The sequence below is a fragment of the uncultured Methanobrevibacter sp. genome (assembly GCF_902771435.1).
Lineage (GTDB): Archaea > Methanobacteriota > Methanobacteria > Methanobacteriales > Methanobacteriaceae > Methanocatella.
In genome coordinates, this window is record NZ_CACXXB010000007.1 from 1 (window position 1) to 24,371 (window position 24,371).

The following is a 24,371-nucleotide window of genomic DNA, read 5'->3' on the forward strand; positions in this document are numbered from 1 at the left end:
TCAGACTGTAAATATAATAATAACAAATAAAAACAAGTCAACTGACCATTCTGTAGTGACAAATGAAAAAGGTGTTGGAACATTAAAGATGGATAAGGACTCCGGAAAATACAATGTTACTGTCAGCTATGGCGGAAATGACAAGTATAAAGGATGCAATGTCACTAAGAAGATAACCATTGAGGAGAAAGTTGCTGAAGCTACTGTATCGGAAAATAGTGCTCAAAGTAGCCAAAGTGGCGGTAGTAGCACACATACCATTATTGGTGAAGACGGATATTATTATACAGTCGATGATAATGGTAATTTTTTAGAAAATTTGGGCCCTAGTAAGCAATATCGTCCAAATGAACCAAATAGCGTTTATTATCCTGATGCAGAGCCTGCCAATCGATATGTTGATAAATCTAAATAATGGGGAGATGTCATCATGGAAAACAAAAACATAATCATGATGCTGGTTGTGATAATTGTCGTTCTTGCAGCGGTTGTGGGTGTGATGTCTCAGCAAATGGCAAAGGAAAAGTCAAACTTAAAAATTGCCGATAAAAAGGTCAATGTTGGTGATTCACTGGTTGTTAAATTGACTGACAGTCAGGGAAATCCCATTTCAAATGAAACAGTAAATATTAAACTTACATATAAAAATGGAACAGCTATTGATGAAAAAACAGCAACCAACTCCAAAGGTAAAGCAAAATTCACGATGGAGGAAAAGGGCAAGTATTTCGTTGAATGCAGATTCGATGGAAATGACAAATATGCTTCATCATCCATCACTGACAATATCACAGTTGAAAAGGCAACCACCAAAGTAGTTAGTGAGGAGCAAACATCAACCACAACTCATGCCAGCAAAAATGCTCCTGATGGTGGCATATATCCGGAATATGGCCCTGAAGTTGATTCTCAAGGCATAACCAGGGAGTATGCAATTGCACATGACATGCATTACATTGAAATGAGGGTGGATGGTGACAGGCCTGGAGAGTATGTGACTGTTGGCGGCTATACTGCCCGTGATCCAAATAATGGACTCTATCATACATGAGGAGATATTATGGAAAACAAAAACATTATTATAATAATGCTAGTAATTATTGCCATTCTTGCAGTTGTTGCAGGAGCCATGTTTTTGCAAATAACTAATGCAAAAGAACCAACTACAGTCAAAATAACAAACAATAAAACACTATATGAAGGCGAAGACATAACTCTCAAATTAACTAATCTAAACAAAACACCATTATCCAAAGAAAAGGTCAAAATCACAGTTAAAAACAGCAAAGGCAAAGTTGTAGCAAATAAAACAGTAAAGACAAACGGCAAAGGCAATGCCAAACTGGATTTGGATTTGAAGAAAGGCAAATATAATGTTACTGTTGTATATGCTGGAAATGATAATTTCACTGGAAGCAATGCAACACAGAAGTTAACTATTAAAGAAGAGGTCAAAGAAACTGTTAGCGAGCCATCCAGTTCAAATTCTGTAGGTTGGACTGAAACTCATCCTGGAGGAGATACTGGATCCAGTATTGTTGTATATCATGATGGGAATGGTCATAAATTTGTTACCAGATATTCTGCTGAGGGTTCTGTTTATGAAGATGGGATTGCATACGATGAAAACGCAAGGATTACTTCTTAATGTTTTATTAGGTAGGTGAAACTCCACCTACACTCTTTTTATTTTGATTACTTCCTCAAGCCGTCTAATCATTTCCCACTTTTCCATGCCATTTCATGAATCGAATGTTTTATCCTACCTTTTTATGTCGGAATTGTTATATACATATGATTGACACAATATTAAATAATATTATTACTTAGGTGATTTCATGGATAAAAACAAAATTATTATTTTGGCTTTAATTGTTGTCATTGCTGCTCTTCTGGTAGGCATGGCATTTACAATGATGCCAAACATGGCGAAACAGGATACAAAATTGAAATTTAAAAACAATTCCACATTAGCAGAAGGGGATTCATTAAAAGTAAAGCTGACTGATGCCAACGGAACTGCAATAGCTAATCAAACAATTAATGTCACAATCAAGGATAAAGATGGCACAAGTGATTATCATTCTGTAGAAACTAATGAAAAAGGTGTTGGGACCTTAAAAATTGATAAGGATGCAGGAAAATACGATGTAACTGTTAGCTATGGTGGAAATGATAAGTATAATGGATGCAATGCTACTAAGAAGATAACTATTAAAAAAGAAGAAGTTGTTCAAGAAGAAGTTGTTGAATCTACTGTTGAGCAGAGTAATAGTGAACCACAGTATATCGGAGAAGATGGGCTCCCAATTAGTGAAGCAGATTACAAAACACTTCAAGTTTATGGTAAAAGTGCTAACAGTCCTGAAGAATGGGAAGCACAAAAAGCTAGTTTGGGATACTGATAAAAGATAAAATCTGAAAGTAAGATTATATTTTCTCGGAGGAAATTGAGAATCATTTCCATAATGATTCTCTAAAATTATTTTTTTTTATCACAGTTTCAGTTATGCCTATACTCAACAAGTTATTTTACAATAAAACTTTAAAATAGGGGTAACAAATATGCTAACAAGATTGATATAAATGGTGAAAGTATGTATTGTCCTGAATGTGGATCAAAAGTTGCATCTGATGCAAAATTCTGTGAAAATTGTGGAGAGAAGATTGTTGATGAGGATAATATTAAATCTAATATGATGGAATCCAATAGTTCATTTCTAAAAAAAGCAAACAAAAGAATACAAAAATCCTTAAATAAAAATTATGATTTTGATGAAAAAATCGACTTAAAAGGAATTAATAGTGTTTCTATTGATGATATAGCAAGAAGATTGAAAATTAAAAAAACAAAAGATGGTTTTTTTTCACCTAAAGATTATGATAAAATGTTAAAATATGCTAAAAAGCACACTAATTCTCAAAAGGACTTAAATATGTTTAGGAAGAGAATTGACTTTGTTAATAATACTCAGTTTGATAAAAAAATTGAAGCTAAACAAAAATCTAAACAAAAAACTAAGCGTGAATCCGAAATTTCAAAAGCTAATTCAAAACATTGGGTGAATAACAAGACTAAATTTGATAATGAAGTAGAATTTGAAGGAATAAATACAGTTCCCATTGAAACAATCGCAATAAGGGTTAAAGCTAGAAAAAACAAATGGGGAATGTACACTTATTCAAGTATGAATAAAATATTAAGATATGGAAATGAACATTCTATTGATTCAAATGAATACTCTATCTTTCAAAGAAGACTAAATGATGAAATGAACAAACAAAGAAAAGAAAAATCAGAAAAACTTAAAAATAGCGGATTAAAATCACTTCCTAAAGAAAGTCAAGATAACGTTAATGAATGGATTCAAAGTAAAGGAGGGCATGAACCAAGTGATATAATTGAAATAATTACTATACGAAGACCATTCACACCAAATAATCAACAGCAAATGATACGGGACATCATTAATAATACTTGGTGGGGTAAATGTGCAATTGGGGAACCTAAAATAAAAAAAAGACCTAATGAAAATATTGAACTTTGGAAAATGCATATTCCATTAATTCAAGTTAATCTAACTTCATCTCCTAAAAAAAGTTACCAACGGGATATGCGAAGATTATATAAAAGATGTATGATGGACTGTGGTCATGACCCCTTATATTAATTTACCCTAAGTCAGAAGTTAAGTTTTATCAAACTGCGCAAGCCCTATATTCATGGTTGGTAATATGGTGAAAAGTTTATAAAATTAGTTTTTTGCCTCATTACATATTTTAATGCAAAAGAAGAGTATAAATGGTGTTGTACAAAAAGAAGTTGGAAGTATATACATTATAGAATGATTATTCTTCCAGTTACTTTTTTTATCATATAAAAAAATATTCACCATTTAATCTTTTTATCAAAACAAATATATTTTATTTTAAACACAAATATATATCAATTAATAAGTATTGGAGGAAAACATTTTGCAAAATAAAAAAATATTGACACTAACAATATTGATATTTGTTGTAGCGTTTGGATTTTTATTAGGTTCTGTTTCTGCAGCAGAATTACAGGAACACGATTTTAACGGACAATTCAAATTAAATGTCCCTGGTAACTATTGGATGGCCAATGCCGGAGCTGACGGTCACCAATATGAAGATGGGCATGGAATCATAATTCAATATTTAACATTGAACGACATTAAAGGAGGAACTTTCACGGATTATCTTACTTCACATGGTTTAAAAGATGGTAAAGTGGACGGTAAATTTACAGTATTCCAAAAAGATGGAAAATATGTCGTAGTCGCTAATTCAAGTGAAGAAATGTATATTATTACTGATAAGAATTTGGATGAGGCTAAGGCAATTGCAGCTAGTGCAGATTTAGGAACAAGTGCATCAATTGATGTTTCTAATAAAACTTCATCCCCTACAAACACTTCTGCTACTGGAAATATGGAAAAAGTAAATGTGGGTGATGTTTTAACAATTAATGCTCCGAAAGGTTCAGAATTCAATAATGGTACTTATGATGGATTTTGGAGAGTATATTCTGCAGTAGGTTGTGATGCTGTTGTTTATTATACAAATGATGAATCAGCTAACACAACAATTGATGATGCATATTATGATAAATTTATCAATAATGTAACCTCTCAAAATGGTGTAAATTCTTCTAAAAATGGCAATGTTACTGTTGTTGAAGGTATTCAAAATATCGATGGAACAAATGCGGCTTATACACATGGTGATAATGCAATGGTGATTGTTGTTTCAAATGATTTGAATTTAGTTAAAGAGATGGCAAAATCTGTTGAATTCAAATAATGGGTGATAAAATGATTAAAAAAGTTGCATTGATATTAACTTTAATACTAGTAGGATTATTAGCTCTATCTGCGGCAAATGCAGCTGATAATCAAACTGATGATTTTGTTAATACTGTAATTAATGATGAAAATTTAAATGATTTGAATGTAATTTCAGATGAAAATTTGGATTTAGATTTAGCAAAGAATGAGATTATTTTAAATAATGATAGTTCGGATAATGGTGATGTTGATTTTAATGGATTGTCTTCTTCTTATGATGACCAATTGTGTAGTACTGACTTGATTTATACACATTTTGATGTTCCAAGTTCTTTTAATAAAATCATTACAATAAATTTAAAGGATTCTTCAAATAATTTGGTTAAAAATGCAGAGGTATTCTATTCTTTTGATTATTCAACTGTTCAAAAAACATTTTCGGGTAATTCTATCAGTATTCCAAATAGTTTAGAATCTAATGCTACACATGCATTGTCCTTATGGTATTCTACTGATGGAATATATGGGACTTGTATTGATACTGTTTATTTTTTTAAGCCAACAGTGGGTGAATGTACCTTAACAAATAAGGGGCCTTCACGATCATTATTTTCTATCACAACTTATGATGGGGAGGTTTATGGATCAATAAAAGTTAAGCTAATAGACGGTTTGGATAGAGAAATAAAGGATATATTTAATTATTATATTGATGGTGATGTTGATAATCAATTTAATGCCACTAATGGTAATATTGTTTTAAATTTCACCCATAATTCTTATCATGATATTGTTTTTGTTTATAAAGGTAAATCATCCGTATATGTTCCGTGTAATAAAACTATTCGAGTATGTTATAAATCATCGATGGTTATTAAAGAAAATGAAAAATATTATGTTGATGGGGGTGTGAGAATACTGTGTGAATTTTTCACGGGTAAGTCTTGGGTTTCTAATAATTATTTCTTCGCTCCATTCGGTACTAATCTTATTAAAATAAAAAACCCTTTCACTGGTGAAGTGTTAGAAAAGGAGATAGTTGTTTTAAAGAGAATAATTGAGGCTGAAGATTTAATAACTGATTATAAAAATTTAACAGAATATAATGTTCGAGTAGCTGATGAAAATAATAAATTCACAGCTAATTTAACTGTTTCATTTGTTTTAGATAATCGAAGATATGATGTGGTATCTGATAAAGAAGGGTATGCCGGTTTTAAAACACATTTAAAAGTTGGAAATTATACAATCACAACCAGGTATTGTGGTATTGTTACTACAAATAGAATAATTGTTAATCCAGTTTATGTTGATAATGAATATAAAGATATGCATATTGATTCTGTAACAACATATTATGGGGAAAATAAATTTATTAATTATGGTTGGAAGGGTTACTTCAAAGGATTTTTAAAAATATACAAAGGGTCAGTTTTAATTAAAACTATTGATTTAGATTCTTCAGGGTATGTTGATACTGAGAATACATTTAATAAATACTCAAATAACATTTCTACCATGACTTTTGGTGTTGGATATTACATCTTTAAAATAGTTGATAAAAATGGAAAGATTTTAAGAGAATCATACTTGGACATACAAAAGATTCCAACAAAAATTCAAGTTAATACCATTAAAACAACAACAAAAATCACCATATATCACTTGAAAATTATGATAAAAGATAAAATGAACAATAAAGTTAAAAATGGTTATTTGAAATGTAAAATTAATGGAAAAACTTACAAAACCAAAGTTAATAGGGGTTTTGCTACATTAAAGATTAATATTCCATCAAAGATTCGAACATATTCTTGTACTGTTAGTTTTTTAGAAAATTCTGTCTATAAATCTTCTTCTGCAAAATTTAATTTAATTGTAAAAAAATATTATAGTAAAACTACTGTAAATTCAGTAACTATTGCTCCAGAGTCTAAATATACATTAAAAGTTAATGTTAAATGCTCAAATGGTAAAAAAATTAAATCTGGAACAGTTAAAGTACAAATCAATGGAAAAACTTATTCTGCTAAAGTAAATAATGGTGTAGCTAAAGTTAAAATTAAAGCACCGACTAATGCTGGAACATATAAGGCTACAGTCAATTATGGTGGAAATAAACAGGTTCATGCTAGTTCTACAACTGTTAATATTCATGTTAAAAAAATAAAATATGAAGAAAAAGTATCTTCTTTTACTTTGGTTGTTCCATTTGAACTAAATGAACATGTTATAAGGTCTTATGGAGTATATTCTGTTGAAACTTATAAATGGGTTGATTCAGATGTGCACGTTAGAATATATATTTACAAAAATAATATAAGATTAACTGACATTCGGGCTGAAGCATATATTCATTTTAGTTCAGGTGAAGGTATTTGGGTTTATACGAATGATGGAATTTACAATACTCAAAAAACAGTCATTAATAATGATTTGGCTATAAAAGCTGACCAAGCCACAGTCACGGTATGGATTTAAAAATTGTAAGTGCAAATTCACTTACAATACTTTTTCAGAGTTGACATATATTAAAAGACTCTCATTATATCCTCATAGAATTAAATTCATTACCTCTTTCACCTTAGGAATTGTTAAAAATAGGATTAATACAAATATTATTTGAAATTGATTACTTTAAGCATAATGCAATATGTTACTCAATTTAAAATAATATATGGCATATTCATTTATTAGCTTAATTAAGATTTGAGGAGTTTTATGATTACTCGTTGCACTACACGTTATCTGATATATAAACCTAAAATTGGAGATAGGGTAATTTTAGCTTATAGAGGTTATAAAAAACGTATAAATCTTTTAAATGATGATGGTGAAGTTGTTGGAAGAATACATACTAAAAAAAAGAAGGATAAGTTTGCTAAACAGCAAATATTTAAATCAACAGAACTTTTTGACTTTTTAGACATGAAAAATAAAACCTATTATGCAAAATTTATTAATATAGGTAGTCCTTTCTCATATCTCAAAATTATATCTTGCACAACTTCAAACAGGCCTGACATATTAAATATTGATGAAACTGAATTGTCAAATATGCAAAATTTCCTGGAACTAATGAAAAAAGGCGAATCTCGCAACAATGCAATTCAAAAAATAGGTATTTCTCATCATTTAGTTTCTAATTGGTTTGATAGAGGTTTGACATCATTTGAGAAATTTAAACTATATGTGTCCCATATGGATAATTCTTATAATATTGATTCAATATTGGATATTGATAATTTATTTGGTCAGGACATCCCAAAAAATCATAAAACTCAAGAATTAAATAATATACAAAGTTATTATATCGCTATCAAAAATGGCCAATCTCTTCAAGAATCAATTGATTCCTGTGATTTAAATGAATTTGAAATTGAAAAATGGAGTTTTATCAATAATTATCTAATTTTTTACTTAAATTTTAGTAAAATAAAAGATGAAGAAATCAAATCAAGACCAAAAATTAAAAAAGAACCAATCAAACCAAAACCTAATAAAATTAAGGAACATTCTATCATCACTGGCAACGCACACATAAAAACCAGCAATTTTAAAAGTAATAAAGCAGATACTAGTAAAAGAGCAATTAACTTAAGAAATGAGATATTTAAATAAATGGAGTCTAAGAATGGATAATGATACTGTTGAGTTTGTTAAACGGTCACAATGCAGATAAAGAATTTTAACTTCATTAGATGGTAATGTGCTCATACCTAAAGAAATAGCTAAACGTACTGGAAAAAAACTAACCATTGGAGATAATAAATCCTGAAGCACGTAAAGGCAGATAATACAGATTAACTGATGTTGGTATGAAATAGCTAAAAATTTAGAATAACAAAGTAATAATTATTTTGTATTCATAATCTCTTCTTTTAACTTCTCAAATTCATCATCACTTAAAACTGGTTTTCCTTCAAGTTTAACTGGGCGCTCCACATTTGCATATCTCATACCACGATTTCTTTTCAACATCTGCGGTTCATCTAATTTGTAAACTCGTAAAATCCAAATTTGTACAGGTTTGTGGCCAAGATAATCTTTCACATGATCACGAGTCCAGATGTGGAACTTGTTAAATGCGCCAATCCTGGTTGAAGGTTTTTCAATCACGCCTTCGACAGTAGCATAGTATTTTACTCCATAAGTTCCATCTTCGCCAGCTGGGAGTAAATTGCCTTTTGCGAAGTTTTGGTCTTGGAAGGAATCTAAAACATCATCTTTTAGGGCATAGCTAACTGTTGGGTACAGTAAGAATTCTTTTAATGTTGTCCCATACTTTCTAATTAATATTGTTTGTTTTCCTTGACCTAAAGCTTCGATAGTTGCGTTCCATTCGTTTAAACATTTTGTTATTTCAGACATAATTATCACCTTTGTTTAGCATTTAAACAAACATTTGTTGAAGTAAACTTTTCTTAAACATATAAAGTTCATTATTTTGATTTTTAATTGTATTAATTTTTAAATCCAAATTAGATAGTAAATCAGCTATTTTTTCTTGTTCTTCATATTGAGGTAATTTAATACTGAATGATTCAATTTCTTTTTTACTGATATTTGGTTGAGCACCAGCTACTAATGTTTTTTTCAATTCTCGTTTGAAATCATCACTATGAGTATATTGGATTAAAAAAGGATAATATAATTTGTCTGATGTTTGTTTAAACAAACCTACTCGTTGATTAATGTAAGATTCATAATCTAAATTATAAACTGCAACTTTTCCAGTTGTAGCTCCAGACATTGCAATTATAAGTTCTCCTTTTTTTATAATGAAATCAGAATCATTTTCTAATTTATTATAATACACTAAATCATCTAATATAACAGAATTATTTGGAGAAATGTTAGATATTCTAATTATTGCCATTCCTTCATCTTTGAAAAGTTCACTTTTAAATGCAAAACCTCCTTTTAATGAAATAATGTCTTTTAATTGTAATTGTTCCCAGTTTTCATAATGGTGGTTATTTTCATCTTTAAATCTTAATTTCTGTGCGAATATCTGTTGCATCAAATACTTCTTAAAATTTTGATAATCATCTTGTTTTTGTTTTAACAATTCGATTTTTTTATCCACAACTTCTAAAAAATTAGAAACCTTATTTTGTTCATCTAAACTTTGTGGAACCTTGAATTTAAAATTCTCCATATCTCTTTGAAAAATATGTGGTATACTACTGCCCGATTTAAGAATATGCAATAATCTAAAAAATGAATCGGAATTTAGAACTTGATAAAAAAAGTTAGGCATAATTTTTTCATGTAACCTAACTAACATCATAGTACCATTGATTGTAGCTTTATCGGGCAATTCTCTTATTAAAGCAGGGTTTCCTAAACTACCATCCTTTGAAAAGATTACATCACCTATTTTCAGTGCTATTTCTGGGGATTCATCATATCTTTCCATACTTAAATGGTCACATTCTTCCCAATTAATAATTCCATTAGTAATATGTTTCCCCGCAATTAAATAGGGTCCTGATTCAGTATATTCACTCTGTTTTAGATTTCTCCAACCAATTCTACCTTTAATTGTTGAATAATTTTTTATATTAACTTCAATCCATTCATCATCAAAGCCGTTAAATCGTAGTTTGGGTACTAATTTTTCTTCAGTCATGTTATCATCTCAATGATGTAGGTGCTCTAATGCCCAGTTCGTCACAATATTTTTTGATTTCAGCATCTACTTTTTCCATTTCAACATCAATTCTTTCTAATTCATCAACTACTTCATCAAGATCTATTGGTTCTTCTTCTTCAAATGTATCTACATAACGTGGAATATTTAAGTTGTAATCATTTTCTTCTATTTCTTCAAGTGATGCTTTGTGAGAATATTTTTCTATTTCTTCTCTTGATGCGTAAGTATTGATTATTTTATCAATATCTTCTGAACGCAGTTTGTTCTGGTTTTTAACTTTTTCAAATTCTTTACTTGCATCAATGAATAATATATCTTGATCATCTTCCCTGCATTTTTTAAACACTAATATACATGTTGGAATACTTGTTCCATAAAATAAGTTTGCCGGTAATCCGATTACTGCATCAAGGTAGTTTTTTTCTCCCACTAAGTATTGTCTTATTTTTCCTTCTGCAGCTCCTCTGAATAGCACTCCATGAGGCAATACAATGCCCATTGTTCCACTTTCATTTAATTGGTATATCATGTGCTGTACGAATGCATAGTCTGCTTTGGATTTTGGTGCTAATTTACCATATGCACTAAATCTGCTATCGTCCATGAATGATTCTCTTGCAGACCATTTTGCAGAGAATGGTGGATTGGCAACTACTGCATCGAATTTCATATCTTTGTGTTGTGGGTCTTCTAATGTGTCTCCTTGTTTTATGTCAAATTGGTCATATTTTACTCCATGCAATATCATATTCATTCTTGCAAGGTTGAATGTGGTTGTGTTTAATTCTTGTCCGAAGTAGTGTGCTACTCTTGCTTCTTTTGATATTCTTAAAAGTAATGATCCTGACCCACAGGTTGGGTCGTAAACATTTTTGATTTGGTCTTTTCCTAATGTTACTATTTTAGCTAGGATTTTTGATACTTCTTGAGGTGTATAAAATTCTCCTGCTTTTTTACCTGCTTCTGATGCAAATTGGCTGATTAAATATTCATATGCATCTCCAAGTATGTCTGATTCATCATTGTCTAATTCAAAATCAATATCATTTAACAATAACAATATGGTGGATATTATTTTATTTTTATCTTTGTCTTTTTTACCTAATCTTGGCGAATCTAAATCTACATCGTCAAATAGGTTATCAAAGTCGTCTTCACTTTCTGTACCTTGTGAGGAGTTAGTTATTTCATTAAATGCTGATCTCAAATCATTTCTTATTGTATCTCCAACTTTACATTTTTTTATCATTGAGCTAAACAGGCTTTTTGGACTTATAAAGTATCCTAAGTTATTAATACAATCTTCTTTTAAATCTGCTTTCCACTCTTCATCTTCACATGCTTTCTGAAATGTGATGTCATCTTTTTCAAGTAATTCATTAATAAATTTTTCCTGCTTTTCAGACAAGTATCGGTAAAATATGAAACCCAAAATATAGTTTTTGTATTCATTTGCATCCATATTTCCCCTTAATTCATCTGCTATTGCAAATAGTTTTGTTTCTAAATTTGTTGCCATTTCTTATTCCACCATTAAAAGTCAAATATGTCAAATATCTCTAAAATTTCTTGTTTAACTTTTTTAAGTTTATTTTTCTTTTCTTTATATTTTAATTCTTTATCTTTGAATGCTTTTTTGATTAATGAATCATCTAATTTTTCTGTAAATTCATATTCACTTAATATTTCTCTTGTTACATCTTCTATTAGTTCCTCTTCTTCAATTAAATCACAAATTGCTTCCCTTCTTTCATCTCTTACAAATTTATCGAATTCTTCAGGTACATCTAATCCTTTTTCGTTAATGTCTTGTAGCTCCACATCTATAAATTTCTCTATAAGTTTAATTTTACTACGTAGATGTACAGACTGTTCCATTAATTTAATAATTTTTTCTTTACCTTTATCAAAGTCAGAATCTACACCCATAGTTTCCATCAATCCCAATATATAATCTACATTGATTTTATCATTAGTCAATAATTCTAATTCAAAGTCAATGTCTTTTAATATTGATACTGCACCAGGCCCATCTTCAACAGGTATTGTGTCTTTAATGTTTAGGTATGCTCCCGTATAATCTTCATATTCTTGTTTTGTCATTTCAAGATCATCAAAAGTGAATTCTGAAAATATATCTAATTTATTTTTTGTTTTTATTAATTTTTTAAATGCCAATACAAAGTCTTTTTTATCATTTTCACTTTGAAGTTCATATACTTCTTGTGCAGTTTTAACTAAATCACGTAAGACTTTTAAATCTTCATTAAATCTTTTGACAAGGTCTTTGTATGGTGGCAATAGTATGTCTTCTATTGGTGCATTGTTGGAAAATAATGCTATTGCTCGGTCTACTGATTCTTTGATTGGTCTGTAACATACAACGTTTCCTTGTGATTTACGTGCATTATATATCCTGTTAGTTCGGGAAAATGCTTGTAATAATGTATGATATTCAAGATTTTTATCCACATATAATGTATTGAGTAATTTACTGTCAAATCCTGTTAAAAACATATTTACTACTAGCAATAAATCTATTTCTCTGTGTTTCATTCTTTTACATACATCTCTGTGGTATTCTCCCATTGTGTCGGAATCAAAGTTTGTTCCAAAAGTTTCATTGTATTCAGCTATATAGTCATCTAAGTGTTCCTGTGAGTGTTTTTCTTGTTCATCGAAGTTTTCGTTAGGTGCATAAGTAAATATTGTTGCAATTTTTAAATTCATGCCACGTTCTTTATTTTTTTGCTTTAATATTTTGTAATAGTCATGTATGTATCCTGTTGGATTTTCTTTTGACTTTTGCGATACTGCAAATATTGCATTAAATTCACGGTCTTTTGTTTTATAATCATAGGTATCAAGAATATGGTCTACAACCATGTTTAATCTATCTGGATGTGCTAGAACTTCTGTCTTTTTAATTGCTGCAACTTCCTCATCAATTATGCCTTCTTTTGTTTTCATTGTGGAATAATAGTCTATGGAAAATCCTAATACATTATTGTCTGCTATTGCATCTTTAATCATATAAGTGTGCAGTCTTTCTTTGAATATTGATTTGGTGGTTTTATGGCCCATTGCATTCTGTTCAAATATTGGTGTACCCGTAAAACCATATGATAATGTATTTTCAAAGAAAGTAGTAATGTCATTGTGCATTTTACCAAATTGGCTGCGATGGCATTCATCAAAAATTAATATGATGTTTTTGTCTTTGATTTTTTCCAATTGTTTTTTAGTGGATTTTCTGTTTACAGCTATTGATAATTTTTGGATGGTTGTTGTAATGAGTTTGTTTTTATCACTTAAGAGATTTTTAACTAGTGCACCTGTGTGTTTGGATGTTCCAACACATTTTGGACAGAATTTATTGAATTCTTTATTGGTTTGGTCGTTTAAATCTCGCCTATCTACTACAAATATTACTTTGTATATTGATTCTTCTTCTGCAAGTAGTTGGCTTACTTTAAATGATGTTAGTGTTTTTCCACTTCCTGTGGTGTGCCAAATATATCCATTTTTCTTTACTTCTAGTGCTTGATTTAATACTGCATCGACCGCATATTTTTGGTATGCTCTTAAAACCATCAGTTCTTTTGTTGATTCATTTAGTACCATGAATTTGGAAATCATTTTTGCAATATTGCATTTTTCTAAGAATTCTTCAGTAAATTGACTAAGGTTGTGTATATTGTTGTTATCTTTGTCTTTCCAGAAGAAGGTGTATCCGAAGTTTATTTTGCTTGGACGGCCATTGGCGAAGTATTTGGTTTCATTACCATTACTAATTACGAAAATTTGTATGTATTTGAATAATCTGTCATAGGATGTTTTCATATATCTTTTTACTTGGTTGAAAGCTTGTTTTATGTCCATTGATCTTCTTTTAAGTTCTACTTGGACTAATGGCAATCCATTTATTAATAAAGTAACATCATAACGGTTTGTATGGGATCCCACCATAGTTATTTGGTTGGATACTTGGAAGATGTTTTTGCACCAATCTTTTTGGTTTAGAAATTTAATGGATACAGACATTTCTCCATCTCTTTTGATAGTATATTCGTCTCTAAGTTTCTCTGCTCTATCAAAAATTGATCCAGAATCTAAATGAGTTATTATTCTGTCAAATTCGTCATCTGATATTGTTGTTCCATTAAGTTCTTTTTTATTTAATTTCTCTAATTGGATTTTAAAGTTTGCATTGAGTTCTTCTTCATTTTTTATTTTGATAAATTCATATCCCATTCCTTTTAATTGTTCTATGAATTTTTCTTCTAACATTGCTTCGCTTTCAACATCAATGTCCATGAGAAACACCTTTTAATCATTATAATATTTATTTTTGTGTTTAACAGGTTATAATTTTTATGTTAATGCAATTTTGCTTTGAGTTTGAAAGGTTAGTAATAAGTAGTGAGGTTTATCTGGAATTAATTCAAGTTAAAATTTTGCATAAAAGTAACAAGGTGATGCAGCATATGATGTATTTATGTTCTTGATGCTGTTTTATTCATAATTATTAAAGTTTTATATGATGTTGCTAAATGTTGGTGTTGGTATGATAACATCAGTTAATTGAAAAAAGTGTTTTTAAAAAGAGAGATAAGTGGTGTTTAAGTGACTAGTTTAAACACCAGATTTTTGAGGAAAATTAGTGTTTGGCAGATTTTGTTTTAATTTTCCAACGACTTGTATCAAATTAGAGAAATTGTGAGAAATCTAATTTAACACGATTCTAATTTTTGGAGAGTTATGTTTTTTTTAACTAAATGATATATTTAGGTGAACCTAAATTTCATCACCAATTATAATGTTGTTTGATGTAATATATAAAGGTTTCTATTTTTTTAGGCATTCCTAAATTTAGTATCAAATCATTTTTCAACATGCAGTGTTTCAGGTAGGTATCATCAATTAAATGATGATGTTTTCAAATCTAAAAAAAGAGTTTTTGGGAAACTCGGTTGAGTTTCCTTAAATTAGTTTTTGAATTTCTTCACGGACTATCTTGTTTACAAGTCCTCCGTCAGCTTTTCCCTTAAGCTGTTTCATGCACATTCCCATTAACGGGCCCATGGCACCCATCTGACGTTCCTTAACCATTCCTTCATTGTTGGCTACGATTTCTGCAATGATTTTTTTAACGTCCTCATCGCTCATCATTACCAGATTGCTTTTCTCGGCGATTTCAGCAATATCCACGTCAGGAGTCTTGATGGTTTCGACAGCAAGTTTACGTACGCTGTCCTTTGCAATTTTGCCATCTGCCAAAAGGGTAAAGATTCCCTTGAAGTGGTCAAGAGTCAGCACACTGGCGTCAGGGCCTTCCCTTTTGATTTCTCTTAAATCATATGCAAGAAGTGAAGCTACAGGTGTTGCATCCACATCAACGTCGGCTAGAATTGCCTCAAACATGTCCGCTTCCTGCCTTTTGACAAGCTGTGTTGCAAGGTCTTCACTTAACTTGTACTCCTCAATGATTCTTGCCTGTTTCACGTCAGGAAGTTCCGGCAGGTTGTTTGCAATAGGCTCGACTCTCTCGGAAGTGATTTTAAAGAGAGGAATGTCTGTTTCAAGATACATCCTGTTTGCGGTCGGAAGAGGCCTCATGTATTCTGTGTTTCCGTCATCCAATGCCTTACGGGTTTCTTCAACAACACCGTCCAGACCAAGTTCTGCCCTTCTTTTAACCTCTTCAAGCGCTGAGACGGCAATGTCCTCGTCATGGGCAACAATGATGAATGCATCTTCCTCGCCGATGTTTAAGAATTCAACGATTTTGTCAACTTCATCCTGTTTAATTCCGTATGCCGGCAATTCGTCTGAATGGAAAATGCCTGCAACGCCACGTTTTTTAGCATAGCTTGCAATTTCAGTACCGAATCTTCTTCCAGGCTGCACTTCACGGCCGATCAAACCGTCATAACCTTTTAAGATAACTGCCTTGATGGTTTCGGCAGACTTCAGTATTTTGGATTCGGTGTCCTCAAGAAGTTCATCCAGATCATGGATTTCATCTAAAACTTCGGCGTTTCTTGCATTTAGTTCCTTTTTGATGTCGATTAATGCAAGTTGCCTTTGGACTTCACGGTTTACGATTTCAGCCATCAAATCCAAGTCCTGCACACCTTTGATTTCCACACGTGCGCCTTCGGCAATGGAAATGTTCAAATCCTGTCTGATTGTACCGAGACCTCTTTTCACGTTTGTGCTTCTTAAAATCTGACCGAGCATATATGCGACTTCCCTTACCTGGTCGGGGTGGTGCATTGAAGGGTCTGTTGTGATTTCGGCAAGAGGTATTCCAAGTCTGTCAAGCCTGAATTCGGTAAATCCGTCTTTGGTTTCAACCCTTCTTGCGGCGTCCTCTTCAAGGCCTAAACTTTCAATGACGACTCTTCCGTATGGGGTGTCGAGGTATCCGTCGGTTGCAACCATACCTGTTCTCTGGAAACCTCCTGTGTTACTTCCGTCGATTACCTGTTTTCTCATGGTGTGGAACTCATCAACGATATGCATGTTCATCAGACATGCTATGGTGATACAGATGTCAAGAGCTTCCTCATTCAGGCTGTGAGGCGGTTCGTCATCGTTTTCAACAAGACATGTATGTTTTGCGAAGTTTTCATATTTGAAGTTAAGTCCTCTCAGTGACTCCTGAAGAGCCGCCCTGTCGATTTCTCCAAGCTCGGACTGTGTAGGTCTGAGTTTTCTCTGAATCAGTTCATCAAAATCATCATCAACAAGCTCTGTTTTACATGGACAGAATAGCTTATGTTCACTGTTCAGCTGCTGGTGAATTTCAAGTCCCATCATTAATCCTAATTTTTCATAATCCATTCTATCACCCTAATTCAAGAAATCCTCAATAGTGGATCTTTCTCCAAATTCGCCTGCAACATTGGTTTGCATAATTTCCTTAACTTTTTCGTAATCGTCACTTTGACCTAATGCCCAGCACAGCTTGACATAGGTGGTTTCAGGGGTCATGTCAATTCCTGAAATCACTCCTGCATCAAGGATGTTACGTCCTGTGGAGTATACGTTCATGTTGACCCTTCCGTAAAGGCACTGTGATGTCATGATGACAGGGATGTTTTCATCCTGCGCCCTTTTGAATGAGTCGACAAGGTCATTCGGAACATGTCCGAGACCTGTTCCTTCAATTACAAGGCCCTTATATCCTTTGTCAATGTGATATTCGATGTAATCCGGTGAAATGCCCGGAAAGCTTTTGATGAATCCTACCTTATCTTCAATTGAGGTGTTCAATTCCAGTTCGTTTTCGCCACGTCTGGTGTAGCTGTAATCCGGATTGACTTTAACATTTCCGTTCTGGATTCTGGCTATCGGCTGAGCGTTGATGCTTCTGAAGGTATCCCTTCTTGAAGTATGCATTTTCCTTACCTTGGTTCCCTTGTGGAGGTAGGTGTACTCGTCGTTCAAACTTCCGTGCATGCAGACGCAGACTTCCGCAATGTCTGATTTTGCCCCGATTACTGAATCGATAAGGTTGATGTTTGCATCGCTTGAAGGTCTGTCGGAACTTCTCTGAGCACCTGTAATGATAATCGGTACGGGTGTTTTAACCATGAAGCTCAATGCTGCTGATGTGTAGTGCATTGTGTCTGTACCGTGGGCAATAACGACACCGTCGGCGCCGTTTGAGATGTCATTGGCAATTTCCTCTGCCGCCTTTACCCAGTATTCCGGTTTCATGTCCTCGCTTAAAATATTATACAGTGCCTTGACGTTGTAGTTTGCATAGTCCAGAAGTTCAGGATTTGCCTTTACAAGGTCTGAGGCTGTAAATGCAGGGTGAACGGCACCTGTCCTGTAGTCAATGACAGATGATACGGTACCCCCTGTTGAAACGATGGAGATGTTCTGTTTGGAATCGTCATGGGGAATTTCGGTTTCTCCAAATCCGATTTTAGGTTTTTCTCCCTTTTCAATAAGTTCTGCTGTAGTATTTTCAATAGCTACTCCGATATTATATCCACTTGATAATTTGATTACAAGATACCCGTCATCCGCATCTTCCGGCCTATCAAGCAAAATACCAGTATAGGAGATGTCTTGTTTGTTGACTTTGATCTTATCGCCTATACCTAAACCATATTTTTCCATATAATTTTCAGCATTTTCTTTATAAGTCATTAAATCACGCTAGTAATTGTTTTTAATCCATTCCGCTCCGGCTTCAAGAACTTCAATGTTCACATCAATGACTTTAGGTTTGGATGCAAACATTTCACGGATGGCGTTTTCATAAGATTCACGTTTTAAAACATCGCCCAGTTCGGTCAGTGCACCTAAAAGTGCTGTGTTTGCAGTTCTTGCGTTGCCGTGTTCTTCTGCAATGTCAACACAAGGCATTGCAATGACCTTGACGTTGCGGTCTGTTTCAAATTCGCCTATTTTTGAATCGTAAAGTATAACTCCGCCCTCTTTAACGTCCTGTGAGAACTGTTCCAAAGAAGGCTTGTTCAATGCAATGAGAATGTCAATGTCATCTACGACAGGTGTTCCGATTGTTTCATTGGATATTACAACTGAACAGTTGGATTTTCCACCTCTCTGTTCCGGTCCGTAGCTGGGATACCATGAAACGTGCTTTCCTTCAGCACATGCTGCCTGAGCTATTGTAAGTCCTGCACTTAAAACTCCCTGACCTCCGAATCCTGATACCTTGATGCTTACAGGTTCGATATCCTCATCAACATATCCTGAACCTTCGCTTCTGTTCACGTTAAAGATTTTATCCAGTGATTCTGTTGAAAAGTCACTGGCAGGTCTTTGGACAGGCTCTTTGGTGTACATGTTGTTTCTGAAGTTTTTGACAGGGAATTCCTTTTCCATCTGCTCTTCGATGAATTTCTGAGCGCTCACAACATCCTGTTTAAGGTTGGTAGGACAAGGTGAGAGCACTTCCACAAATGAGTATCCTTTTCCTTCCTTCTGCACGGTTAGTGCCTGTTTGATTGCAAATTTGGCAAGCCTGATTTTCAATGGGTTTGCAAGGGATACCCTTTCAATGAAGACAGGTGCCTTTAATGTGTTGATTAACTCGCACATGTGTGTAGGGTGTCCCGCATAGTCCGGATCCCTTCCGGTCTGGCATGTAACTGTCTTTTCACCGATTAAGGTTGTAGGAGCCATCTGTCCTCCGGTCATTCCGTAAACTGTGTTGTTTACGAAAAATACTGCAATCTTTTCTCCTCTGTTTGCAGCCTGCAATGTTTCGTTCAAACCGATGGAAGCAAGGTCTCCGTCTCCCTGATAACTCATTACGATTGCATTATCTTCTGCTCTTGAAATACCTGTAGCCACTGCAGGTGCCCTTCCGTGTGCTGTCTGGAAGTTTCCGCAGTTGAAGTAGAAGTATGCGTATACTGAACATCCCACAGGGGAAATCATGACGCATCTTTCCTGAATTCCAAGCTCGTCCATACATTCCGCAATAAGTTTGTGTAAAATTCCATGTCCACAACCGGCACAGTAGTGAGTTGATTGGATATTGGTTCCTTTTCTAGGATATTCCTCCAAAAGAGATTGTGGATTTCTACGTACTTTCAATTCATAATCTTTATTTTCTTTATCACTCATCTTTCCACATCCCTAGTCAATTATATTCGGACTTGCCTTTTCCTCACTTCTTTCGGACAAGTCTATGTCTTCATCTTCAATTCCTGCGATTTCATAGATTTTTGCAAGAATCTGTTTAAGCTCAATAAGGTTTCCTCCCATTCTGTTGACAAGGTGGGTGTCCTCTTTTCTGAGTGCCGCAAACTGCACGTCAGCCAAAAGCTGGCCGTTGCTCATTTCAACTGATATGAAGCTGACTCCTCTGTCTGCCAGTTCCTTTACTTTGTCAACCGGGAACGGTGATAATGTTATAGGCCTTAAAAGTCCTACTTTCACGCCTTTCTGACGGCTTTTGTCAACGGCGGATCTTGCGATTCTTGAACTTATACCGAAGGATACAAGAACGATATCCGCATCTTCTACCTGGTATTCCTCATAGATTACTTCTTCAGCTTCGATTTGAGCGTATTTTTCCTGAAGCTTATAGTTGAAGTCTTCCAGTTCATTAAAGTCATTGTAAATTGAAGTGATGAGATTGTCCATGGTTTCTTCTGTTCCCTTTACTGCCCATGGCTTGTCGTTTTTAGGTTCAACGGCCTTTTCAGGGAACACCAGCGGTTCAGCCATCTGGCCTAAGGTACCGTCTGCAAGAACAACAACAGGGTTTCTCCATTTGTCTGCAAGCTCGAATGCCTTCATGGTCAGGTCACACATTTCCTGAACGCTGTTTGGAGCCAGAACTATGTTTTTATAGTTACCGTGACCTCCTCCTTTGACGACCTGATTGTAATCTCCCTGTTCAGGTCCGATATTACCGAGTCCAGGTCCTGCCCTCATAATGTCAACAATAACTGCAGGAAGTTCCGCACCTGCAAGGAATGTAAATCCTTCCTGCATGAGGCTGATGCCGGGTCCTGATGATGAGGTCATTACCCTGTGGCCGGTACCTGACGCACCGTAGACCATATTGATGGATGCCTCTTCACTTTCGGCCTGTACGAAGTTTCTTCCAACCATCGGGAAATATTTTGACGCTTCATGCAGAATTTCACTTGCTGGAGTAATCGGATATCCGAAAAAACAGTCACAGCCGGCATACATTGCGCCGATGACGACTGCAGTATTTCCTTTAACCATTTGATTGCTCATTTAGTTTCCCCCTTGATTAGCTGCTTTGGCCTTGATCATTTTAGCGACTGAATCGTTAACAATCTTTTTATATTGATGTACTTCTAGCGCCAATGGTTCAGGACAGGTAAAGTAACAGTCTTTGCATCCTGTACATCCATTTCCGCCATAATATGCAAACTGATATCCTGCGTCGTTCATGTCTTGTGAAAGCAATATTGCATTTTGAGGACATCCGACTATACATCTCATACAGCCTTTGCAGATTTCCTTGTTAATAACTGGATAAGATATCTCTTCTTCTGTCATTTATATCATCTGAATTAATTTTTATTGTCTTTGTCTCTTATTTCAACCCTTCTTATTTTACCGCTGATGGTTTCAGGAAGTTCATCAACATATTCAACCATCCTTGGGTATTTATAAGGAGCTGTAACTCTTTTAACATGATTTTGAATGTCTTTAGTTAATGATTCTGATGGCTCGAAGCCAGGCTGGAGAACAATGCTCGCCTTTACGATTTGGCCTCTCACTTCATCAGGATAAGCGGTAATGGCACAGTGGGCCACTGCTTCGTGGGACAGCACGGCGCTTTCCACTTCATAAGGTCCTATACGGTAACCTGAAGATTTGATGATGTCGTCGTTTCTTCCGACAAAGTGAACGTATCCCTCTTCATCAATCCATGCGGTGTCTCCGCAGTGGTAATATCCGTCGTGGATTTGCTGTCTGTATTTTTCATCGTCATTCACATAATCTTTGAATAGTCCCGGAATAGGTTCATCGCCCATTTTAAAACAGAGTTCCCCTTCGTCACCTATCTCAACCTTATTGTGGTCTTCGTCCAATAGCTCAAGGTCAAATAGCGGGGAAGGTTTTCCGATGGAAGCGATTTTCGCATCCAGCCAGATGAATGTTCCGATGGACAGTGTGGTTTCGGTCTGTCCGAATCCTTCTTTAATCCTTAATCCTGAAATGTCATAGAATCTTTCGGATACTTCAGGAGGCAAAGGCTCTCCTGCAGTTGTAACGTATTTTAAATTTGAAAGGTCATATCCCTCGATGTTTTCCTTGATCATGAATCTGTATATTGTAGGAGGGGCACAGAATGTATCGACCTTATTTTCAATGATTTTGTCAAGCAGTTTGAGTCCGTTGAATCTGTCGTAGTCATAAATGAATATGCTGGTTCCGGCAATCCATTGGCCGTAGAGGTTTCCCCAAACAGCTTTACCCCATCCGGTATCTGCTGCTGTGTGGTGGATTCCGTCTTCCACGACATTATGCCAGTATTTTGCTGTTGGGATGTGTCCAAGGGAGTAGGTATGCTTGTGTGAAACCATTTTAGGAAGTCCGCTGGTTCCGGATGTGAAGTAGATAAGGAATATCTCTTCTGCATAGGTTTTGTCTTCGCCGGTAGGCCTTTCGAAAACGTCACTTTCCTTTTCAAGGGCTTCATTGAAATTAATCCAGCCGTCTCTGTCGGTTTCGATAGCTAATTTTTGTAATTCTATTCCTAATTCTTTTTCTGTCTCTTCATAATCCGGTAAAAGTGTATCCTCTTCAACTGAAACGACCATCTTAACGTTGGCTTCCCTTATTCTGAAATCAATGTCGTGAAGTTTAAGCATGTGGGTTCCCGGAATTGCTATTGCACCGATTTTGTGAAGTGCCACCATACAGAACCAGAATTCATATCTGTTTTTCAGGGTAAGCATTACACAGTCGCCTTTCTTGATGCCTAATCTTTTGAATAGGTTTGCGGCCTTATTGGAATATTCCTTCATTTCCTTGAATGTGAATGTGTGATTTTCATCCTCATCGTTGGTCCATATCAATGCAATCTTGTCCGGATCGATTTCCGCATATTTGTCAACCACATCGAATCCGAAATTATAATCTTCATCATATTTTAATTTGAAATTTTCATGAAAGTCTTCATAAGAGTCATAGTCGACCCTTTCTACAAAATCTGCTATTACTGATGTCATTTAATTAACTCCCTGTAAATGTTATATGATTACTGCTAAAAATTTAGCCGGTTTATCGTTAAGCGCTACCATTGCGTGTCTGTGTGCGGAATCAAAGAAGATGCAGTCTCCTTCGTTCAGTATGATTTCGTTATTGTGTATATAAATTTTTAAGGAACCTTCAAGGACATAGTTGAATTCCTGTCCTGGGTGTGAATTAAGTGAAGGCTGCGGATTCTTTTTAGGGTCCACAGTAACAAGGAAGGTTTCAGCTTTTTTATGAATGAAGTTAGAACATAGGTTTTCGTGTGTATATTCTTTTCTTCTGTCAACTGACACTCCCTTTTTAGCACGGGTAATATCAAAGATGCTCATCCTGCTTTCTTCACCTGTTAATAATAATCCTAAATCAACTTTAAAAATGTGTGCAAGTTCGTATAAAAAGCTTGCTGGGATGTCTATTTCACCGTTTTCATATTGGATGTAGGTTTCTTCTGTAATGTTCAAGTCTTCTGCAATTTCTTTAATAGTAATGTCTGATAGTTCTCTCAATTCTCTAATTCTATTTCCAATATCTTTATTGTATTCGTTCATTCATAAACACCTTATATTTTTCAATTGATTTGTTATTATAATATAATATTATAACATATTCTATCTTTGATTTTGAAGTTATATAAACCTTATCAAAAATCGTGATAATTCGTTATAAATTCCCTTAAAAATAATTTTTTAAATTGCAATTTTTCCTACAGTTTAAGAAAGTTTTAAATATTACAAACTAATAATTTTAATTTAAATTAATTAAACAAGGAGATTATGAAATGTCATCTAGTGAAATTGGTACTAATGTTATTTTCAAAAAACAGCTTGGTTTGAATTATGAAATAGACCAAAAATATGTCGGTTTAAAAATGAAGGAAAATAATATTTTATCTTTTAATTTCAGAGTGCCTGGTTCTTTAATAGATGAAATTGAAGCATATTTTAAAAGATTTAAATTAGGCGAACCGATCATGGTGGATATCGGCGGAACCGGCGATATCAAATGTGATTTTAAGGGAATATCCCCTGTCCTGAAAAATAAGGATGAGTTTGACCAGTACTTTATCTCAGCAACTCTGCAGGAAGATAAGCAGTACAATCCTTTGGAAGAAGAAAAATGTGAAACTTGTAGTGGATGCGGATTCCACTAACTTTTTTTAA

The 24,371-nt window shown here is 34.0% G+C and carries 20 protein-coding genes; 9 read left to right on the plus strand and 11 right to left on the minus strand.

Annotation, left to right across the window (positions count from 1 at the left end; genetic code table 11):
- The 8 genes from QZU83_RS02725 to QZU83_RS02760 form a co-directional block, all read left to right on the plus strand.
- A partial coding sequence (locus tag QZU83_RS02725) for a hypothetical protein (protein ID WP_394350257.1) occupies nucleotides 1-415 on the plus strand: 415 nt, incomplete at its 5' end.
- A 15-nt stretch (nucleotides 416-430) separates the two neighbouring features.
- On the plus strand, nucleotides 431-1,051 hold the full coding sequence (locus QZU83_RS02730) for an Ig-like domain-containing protein (protein ID WP_295609452.1): 621 nt from the start codon (nucleotides 431-433) through the stop codon (nucleotides 1,049-1,051).
- A 9-nt stretch (nucleotides 1,052-1,060) separates the two neighbouring features.
- A complete protein-coding gene (locus tag QZU83_RS02735; RefSeq protein ID WP_295609454.1) occupies nucleotides 1,061-1,648 on the plus strand; it encodes an Ig-like domain repeat protein in 588 nt (195 codons plus the stop codon).
- Nucleotides 1,649-1,838: 190 nt separating this feature from the next.
- Nucleotides 1,839-2,405, plus strand: coding sequence for a carboxypeptidase-like regulatory domain-containing protein (locus QZU83_RS02740; RefSeq protein ID WP_295609456.1), 567 nt, complete (start codon nucleotides 1,839-1,841; stop codon nucleotides 2,403-2,405).
- Nucleotides 2,406-2,597: 192 nt separating this feature from the next.
- A complete protein-coding gene (locus QZU83_RS02745) occupies nucleotides 2,598-3,671 on the plus strand; it encodes a zinc ribbon domain-containing protein (protein WP_295609457.1) in 1,074 nt (357 codons plus the stop codon).
- Nucleotides 3,672-3,975: 304 nt separating this feature from the next.
- Complete coding sequence (locus QZU83_RS02750; protein WP_295609459.1) at nucleotides 3,976-4,827, plus strand: hypothetical protein; 852 nt, start codon at nucleotides 3,976-3,978, stop codon at nucleotides 4,825-4,827.
- Between the two features lie 11 nt (nucleotides 4,828-4,838).
- Nucleotides 4,839-7,292: an Ig-like domain-containing protein gene (locus tag QZU83_RS02755; protein ID WP_295609461.1), complete on the plus strand. Its 2,454-nt coding sequence runs from the start codon at nucleotides 4,839-4,841 to the stop codon at nucleotides 7,290-7,292.
- Nucleotides 7,293-7,532: 240 nt separating this feature from the next.
- Nucleotides 7,533-8,432 (plus strand): hypothetical protein, encoded by a 900-nt coding sequence (locus tag QZU83_RS02760; protein WP_295609463.1) that lies wholly within the window; start codon nucleotides 7,533-7,535, stop codon nucleotides 8,430-8,432.
- Between the two features lie 234 nt (nucleotides 8,433-8,666).
- Here the strand turns inward: QZU83_RS02760 and QZU83_RS02765 are convergent, their stop codons facing one another.
- From QZU83_RS02765 to QZU83_RS02815, 11 genes are all read right to left on the minus strand, one after another.
- Nucleotides 8,667-9,182 (minus strand): DUF1802 family protein, encoded by a 516-nt coding sequence (locus tag QZU83_RS02765; RefSeq protein WP_295609464.1) that lies wholly within the window; start codon nucleotides 9,180-9,182, stop codon nucleotides 8,667-8,669.
- Nucleotides 9,183-9,204: 22 nt separating this feature from the next.
- Entirely contained in the window at nucleotides 9,205-10,446 is a 1,242-nt protein-coding gene (locus tag QZU83_RS02770; protein WP_295609466.1) for a restriction endonuclease subunit S, read from the minus strand.
- Nucleotides 10,447-10,450: 4 nt separating this feature from the next.
- Nucleotides 10,451-11,989: a type I restriction-modification system subunit M gene (locus tag QZU83_RS02775; RefSeq protein WP_295609468.1), complete on the minus strand. Its 1,539-nt coding sequence runs from the start codon at nucleotides 11,987-11,989 to the stop codon at nucleotides 10,451-10,453.
- A 14-nt stretch (nucleotides 11,990-12,003) separates the two neighbouring features.
- Nucleotides 12,004-14,787, minus strand: coding sequence for a type I restriction endonuclease subunit R (locus tag QZU83_RS02780; RefSeq protein WP_295609470.1), 2,784 nt, complete (start codon nucleotides 14,785-14,787; stop codon nucleotides 12,004-12,006).
- A 666-nt stretch (nucleotides 14,788-15,453) separates the two neighbouring features.
- The gene (gene gatE, locus QZU83_RS02785; RefSeq protein WP_295609472.1) at nucleotides 15,454-17,319 is read right to left on the minus strand and encodes a Glu-tRNA(Gln) amidotransferase subunit GatE; all 1,866 of its coding nucleotides are present in this window, start codon (nucleotides 17,317-17,319) and stop codon (nucleotides 15,454-15,456) included.
- Between the two features lie 9 nt (nucleotides 17,320-17,328).
- A complete protein-coding gene (gene gatD / locus QZU83_RS02790) occupies nucleotides 17,329-18,639 on the minus strand; it encodes a Glu-tRNA(Gln) amidotransferase subunit GatD (protein ID WP_295609474.1) in 1,311 nt (436 codons plus the stop codon).
- Between the two features lie 9 nt (nucleotides 18,640-18,648).
- The gene (locus QZU83_RS02795) at nucleotides 18,649-20,088 is read right to left on the minus strand and encodes a 2-oxoacid:acceptor oxidoreductase family protein (protein ID WP_295609476.1); all 1,440 of its coding nucleotides are present in this window, start codon (nucleotides 20,086-20,088) and stop codon (nucleotides 18,649-18,651) included.
- Between the two features lie 12 nt (nucleotides 20,089-20,100).
- A complete protein-coding gene (locus QZU83_RS02800) occupies nucleotides 20,101-21,216 on the minus strand; it encodes a 3-methyl-2-oxobutanoate dehydrogenase subunit VorB (RefSeq protein WP_295609477.1) in 1,116 nt (371 codons plus the stop codon).
- Nucleotides 21,217-21,504 carry a 4Fe-4S dicluster domain-containing protein gene (locus QZU83_RS02805; protein WP_295609478.1) on the minus strand — a complete coding sequence of 96 codons (288 nt, stop codon included), beginning with the start codon at nucleotides 21,502-21,504 and terminating at the stop codon, nucleotides 21,217-21,219.
- A 14-nt stretch (nucleotides 21,505-21,518) separates the two neighbouring features.
- Complete coding sequence (locus tag QZU83_RS02810) at nucleotides 21,519-23,186, minus strand: AMP-binding protein (protein WP_295609480.1); 1,668 nt, start codon at nucleotides 23,184-23,186, stop codon at nucleotides 21,519-21,521.
- Nucleotides 23,187-23,207: 21 nt separating this feature from the next.
- Complete coding sequence (locus QZU83_RS02815) at nucleotides 23,208-23,759, minus strand: helix-turn-helix domain-containing protein (protein WP_295609482.1); 552 nt, start codon at nucleotides 23,757-23,759, stop codon at nucleotides 23,208-23,210.
- Nucleotides 23,760-23,989: 230 nt separating this feature from the next.
- Between QZU83_RS02815 and QZU83_RS02820 the strand changes: the two genes are divergently transcribed.
- Nucleotides 23,990-24,361 carry a hypothetical protein gene (locus QZU83_RS02820; RefSeq protein WP_295609483.1) on the plus strand — a complete coding sequence of 124 codons (372 nt, stop codon included), beginning with the start codon at nucleotides 23,990-23,992 and terminating at the stop codon, nucleotides 24,359-24,361.
- The last annotated feature ends 10 nt before the right edge of the window (nucleotides 24,362-24,371 follow it).

Excerpts from the sequence above, each read along its gene's own strand:
- QZU83_RS02735 (WP_295609454.1), top strand. The coding sequence starts at position 1,061 with ATGGAAAACAAAAACATTATTATAATAATGCTAGTAATTATTGCCATT.
- QZU83_RS02800 (WP_295609477.1), bottom strand. The coding sequence starts at position 21,216 with ATGAGCAATCAAATGGTTAAAGGAAATACTGCAGTCGTCATCGGCGCA.
- gatD (WP_295609474.1), bottom strand. The coding sequence starts at position 18,639 with ATGACTTATAAAGAAAATGCTGAAAATTATATGGAAAAATATGGTTTA.
- QZU83_RS02755 (WP_295609461.1), top strand. The coding sequence starts at position 4,839 with ATGATTAAAAAAGTTGCATTGATATTAACTTTAATACTAGTAGGATTA.
- QZU83_RS02780 (WP_295609470.1), bottom strand. The coding sequence starts at position 14,787 with ATGGACATTGATGTTGAAAGCGAAGCAATGTTAGAAGAAAAATTCATA.
- QZU83_RS02765 (WP_295609464.1), bottom strand. The coding sequence starts at position 9,182 with ATGTCTGAAATAACAAAATGTTTAAACGAATGGAACGCAACTATCGAA.
- gatE (WP_295609472.1), bottom strand. The coding sequence starts at position 17,319 with ATGGATTATGAAAAATTAGGATTAATGATGGGACTTGAAATTCACCAG.
- QZU83_RS02810 (WP_295609480.1), bottom strand. The coding sequence starts at position 23,186 with ATGACATCAGTAATAGCAGATTTTGTAGAAAGGGTCGACTATGACTCT.
- QZU83_RS02805 (WP_295609478.1), bottom strand. The coding sequence starts at position 21,504 with ATGACAGAAGAAGAGATATCTTATCCAGTTATTAACAAGGAAATCTGC.
- QZU83_RS02745 (WP_295609457.1), top strand. The coding sequence starts at position 2,598 with ATGTATTGTCCTGAATGTGGATCAAAAGTTGCATCTGATGCAAAATTC.
- QZU83_RS02795 (WP_295609476.1), bottom strand. The coding sequence starts at position 20,088 with ATGAGTGATAAAGAAAATAAAGATTATGAATTGAAAGTACGTAGAAAT.
- QZU83_RS02815 (WP_295609482.1), bottom strand. The coding sequence starts at position 23,759 with ATGAACGAATACAATAAAGATATTGGAAATAGAATTAGAGAATTGAGA.
- QZU83_RS02730 (WP_295609452.1), top strand. The coding sequence starts at position 431 with ATGGAAAACAAAAACATAATCATGATGCTGGTTGTGATAATTGTCGTT.
- QZU83_RS02820 (WP_295609483.1), top strand. The coding sequence starts at position 23,990 with ATGTCATCTAGTGAAATTGGTACTAATGTTATTTTCAAAAAACAGCTT.
- QZU83_RS02775 (WP_295609468.1), bottom strand. The coding sequence starts at position 11,989 with ATGGCAACAAATTTAGAAACAAAACTATTTGCAATAGCAGATGAATTA.
- QZU83_RS02770 (WP_295609466.1), bottom strand. The coding sequence starts at position 10,446 with ATGACTGAAGAAAAATTAGTACCCAAACTACGATTTAACGGCTTTGAT.
- QZU83_RS02740 (WP_295609456.1), top strand. The coding sequence starts at position 1,839 with ATGGATAAAAACAAAATTATTATTTTGGCTTTAATTGTTGTCATTGCT.
- QZU83_RS02760 (WP_295609463.1), top strand. The coding sequence starts at position 7,533 with ATGATTACTCGTTGCACTACACGTTATCTGATATATAAACCTAAAATT.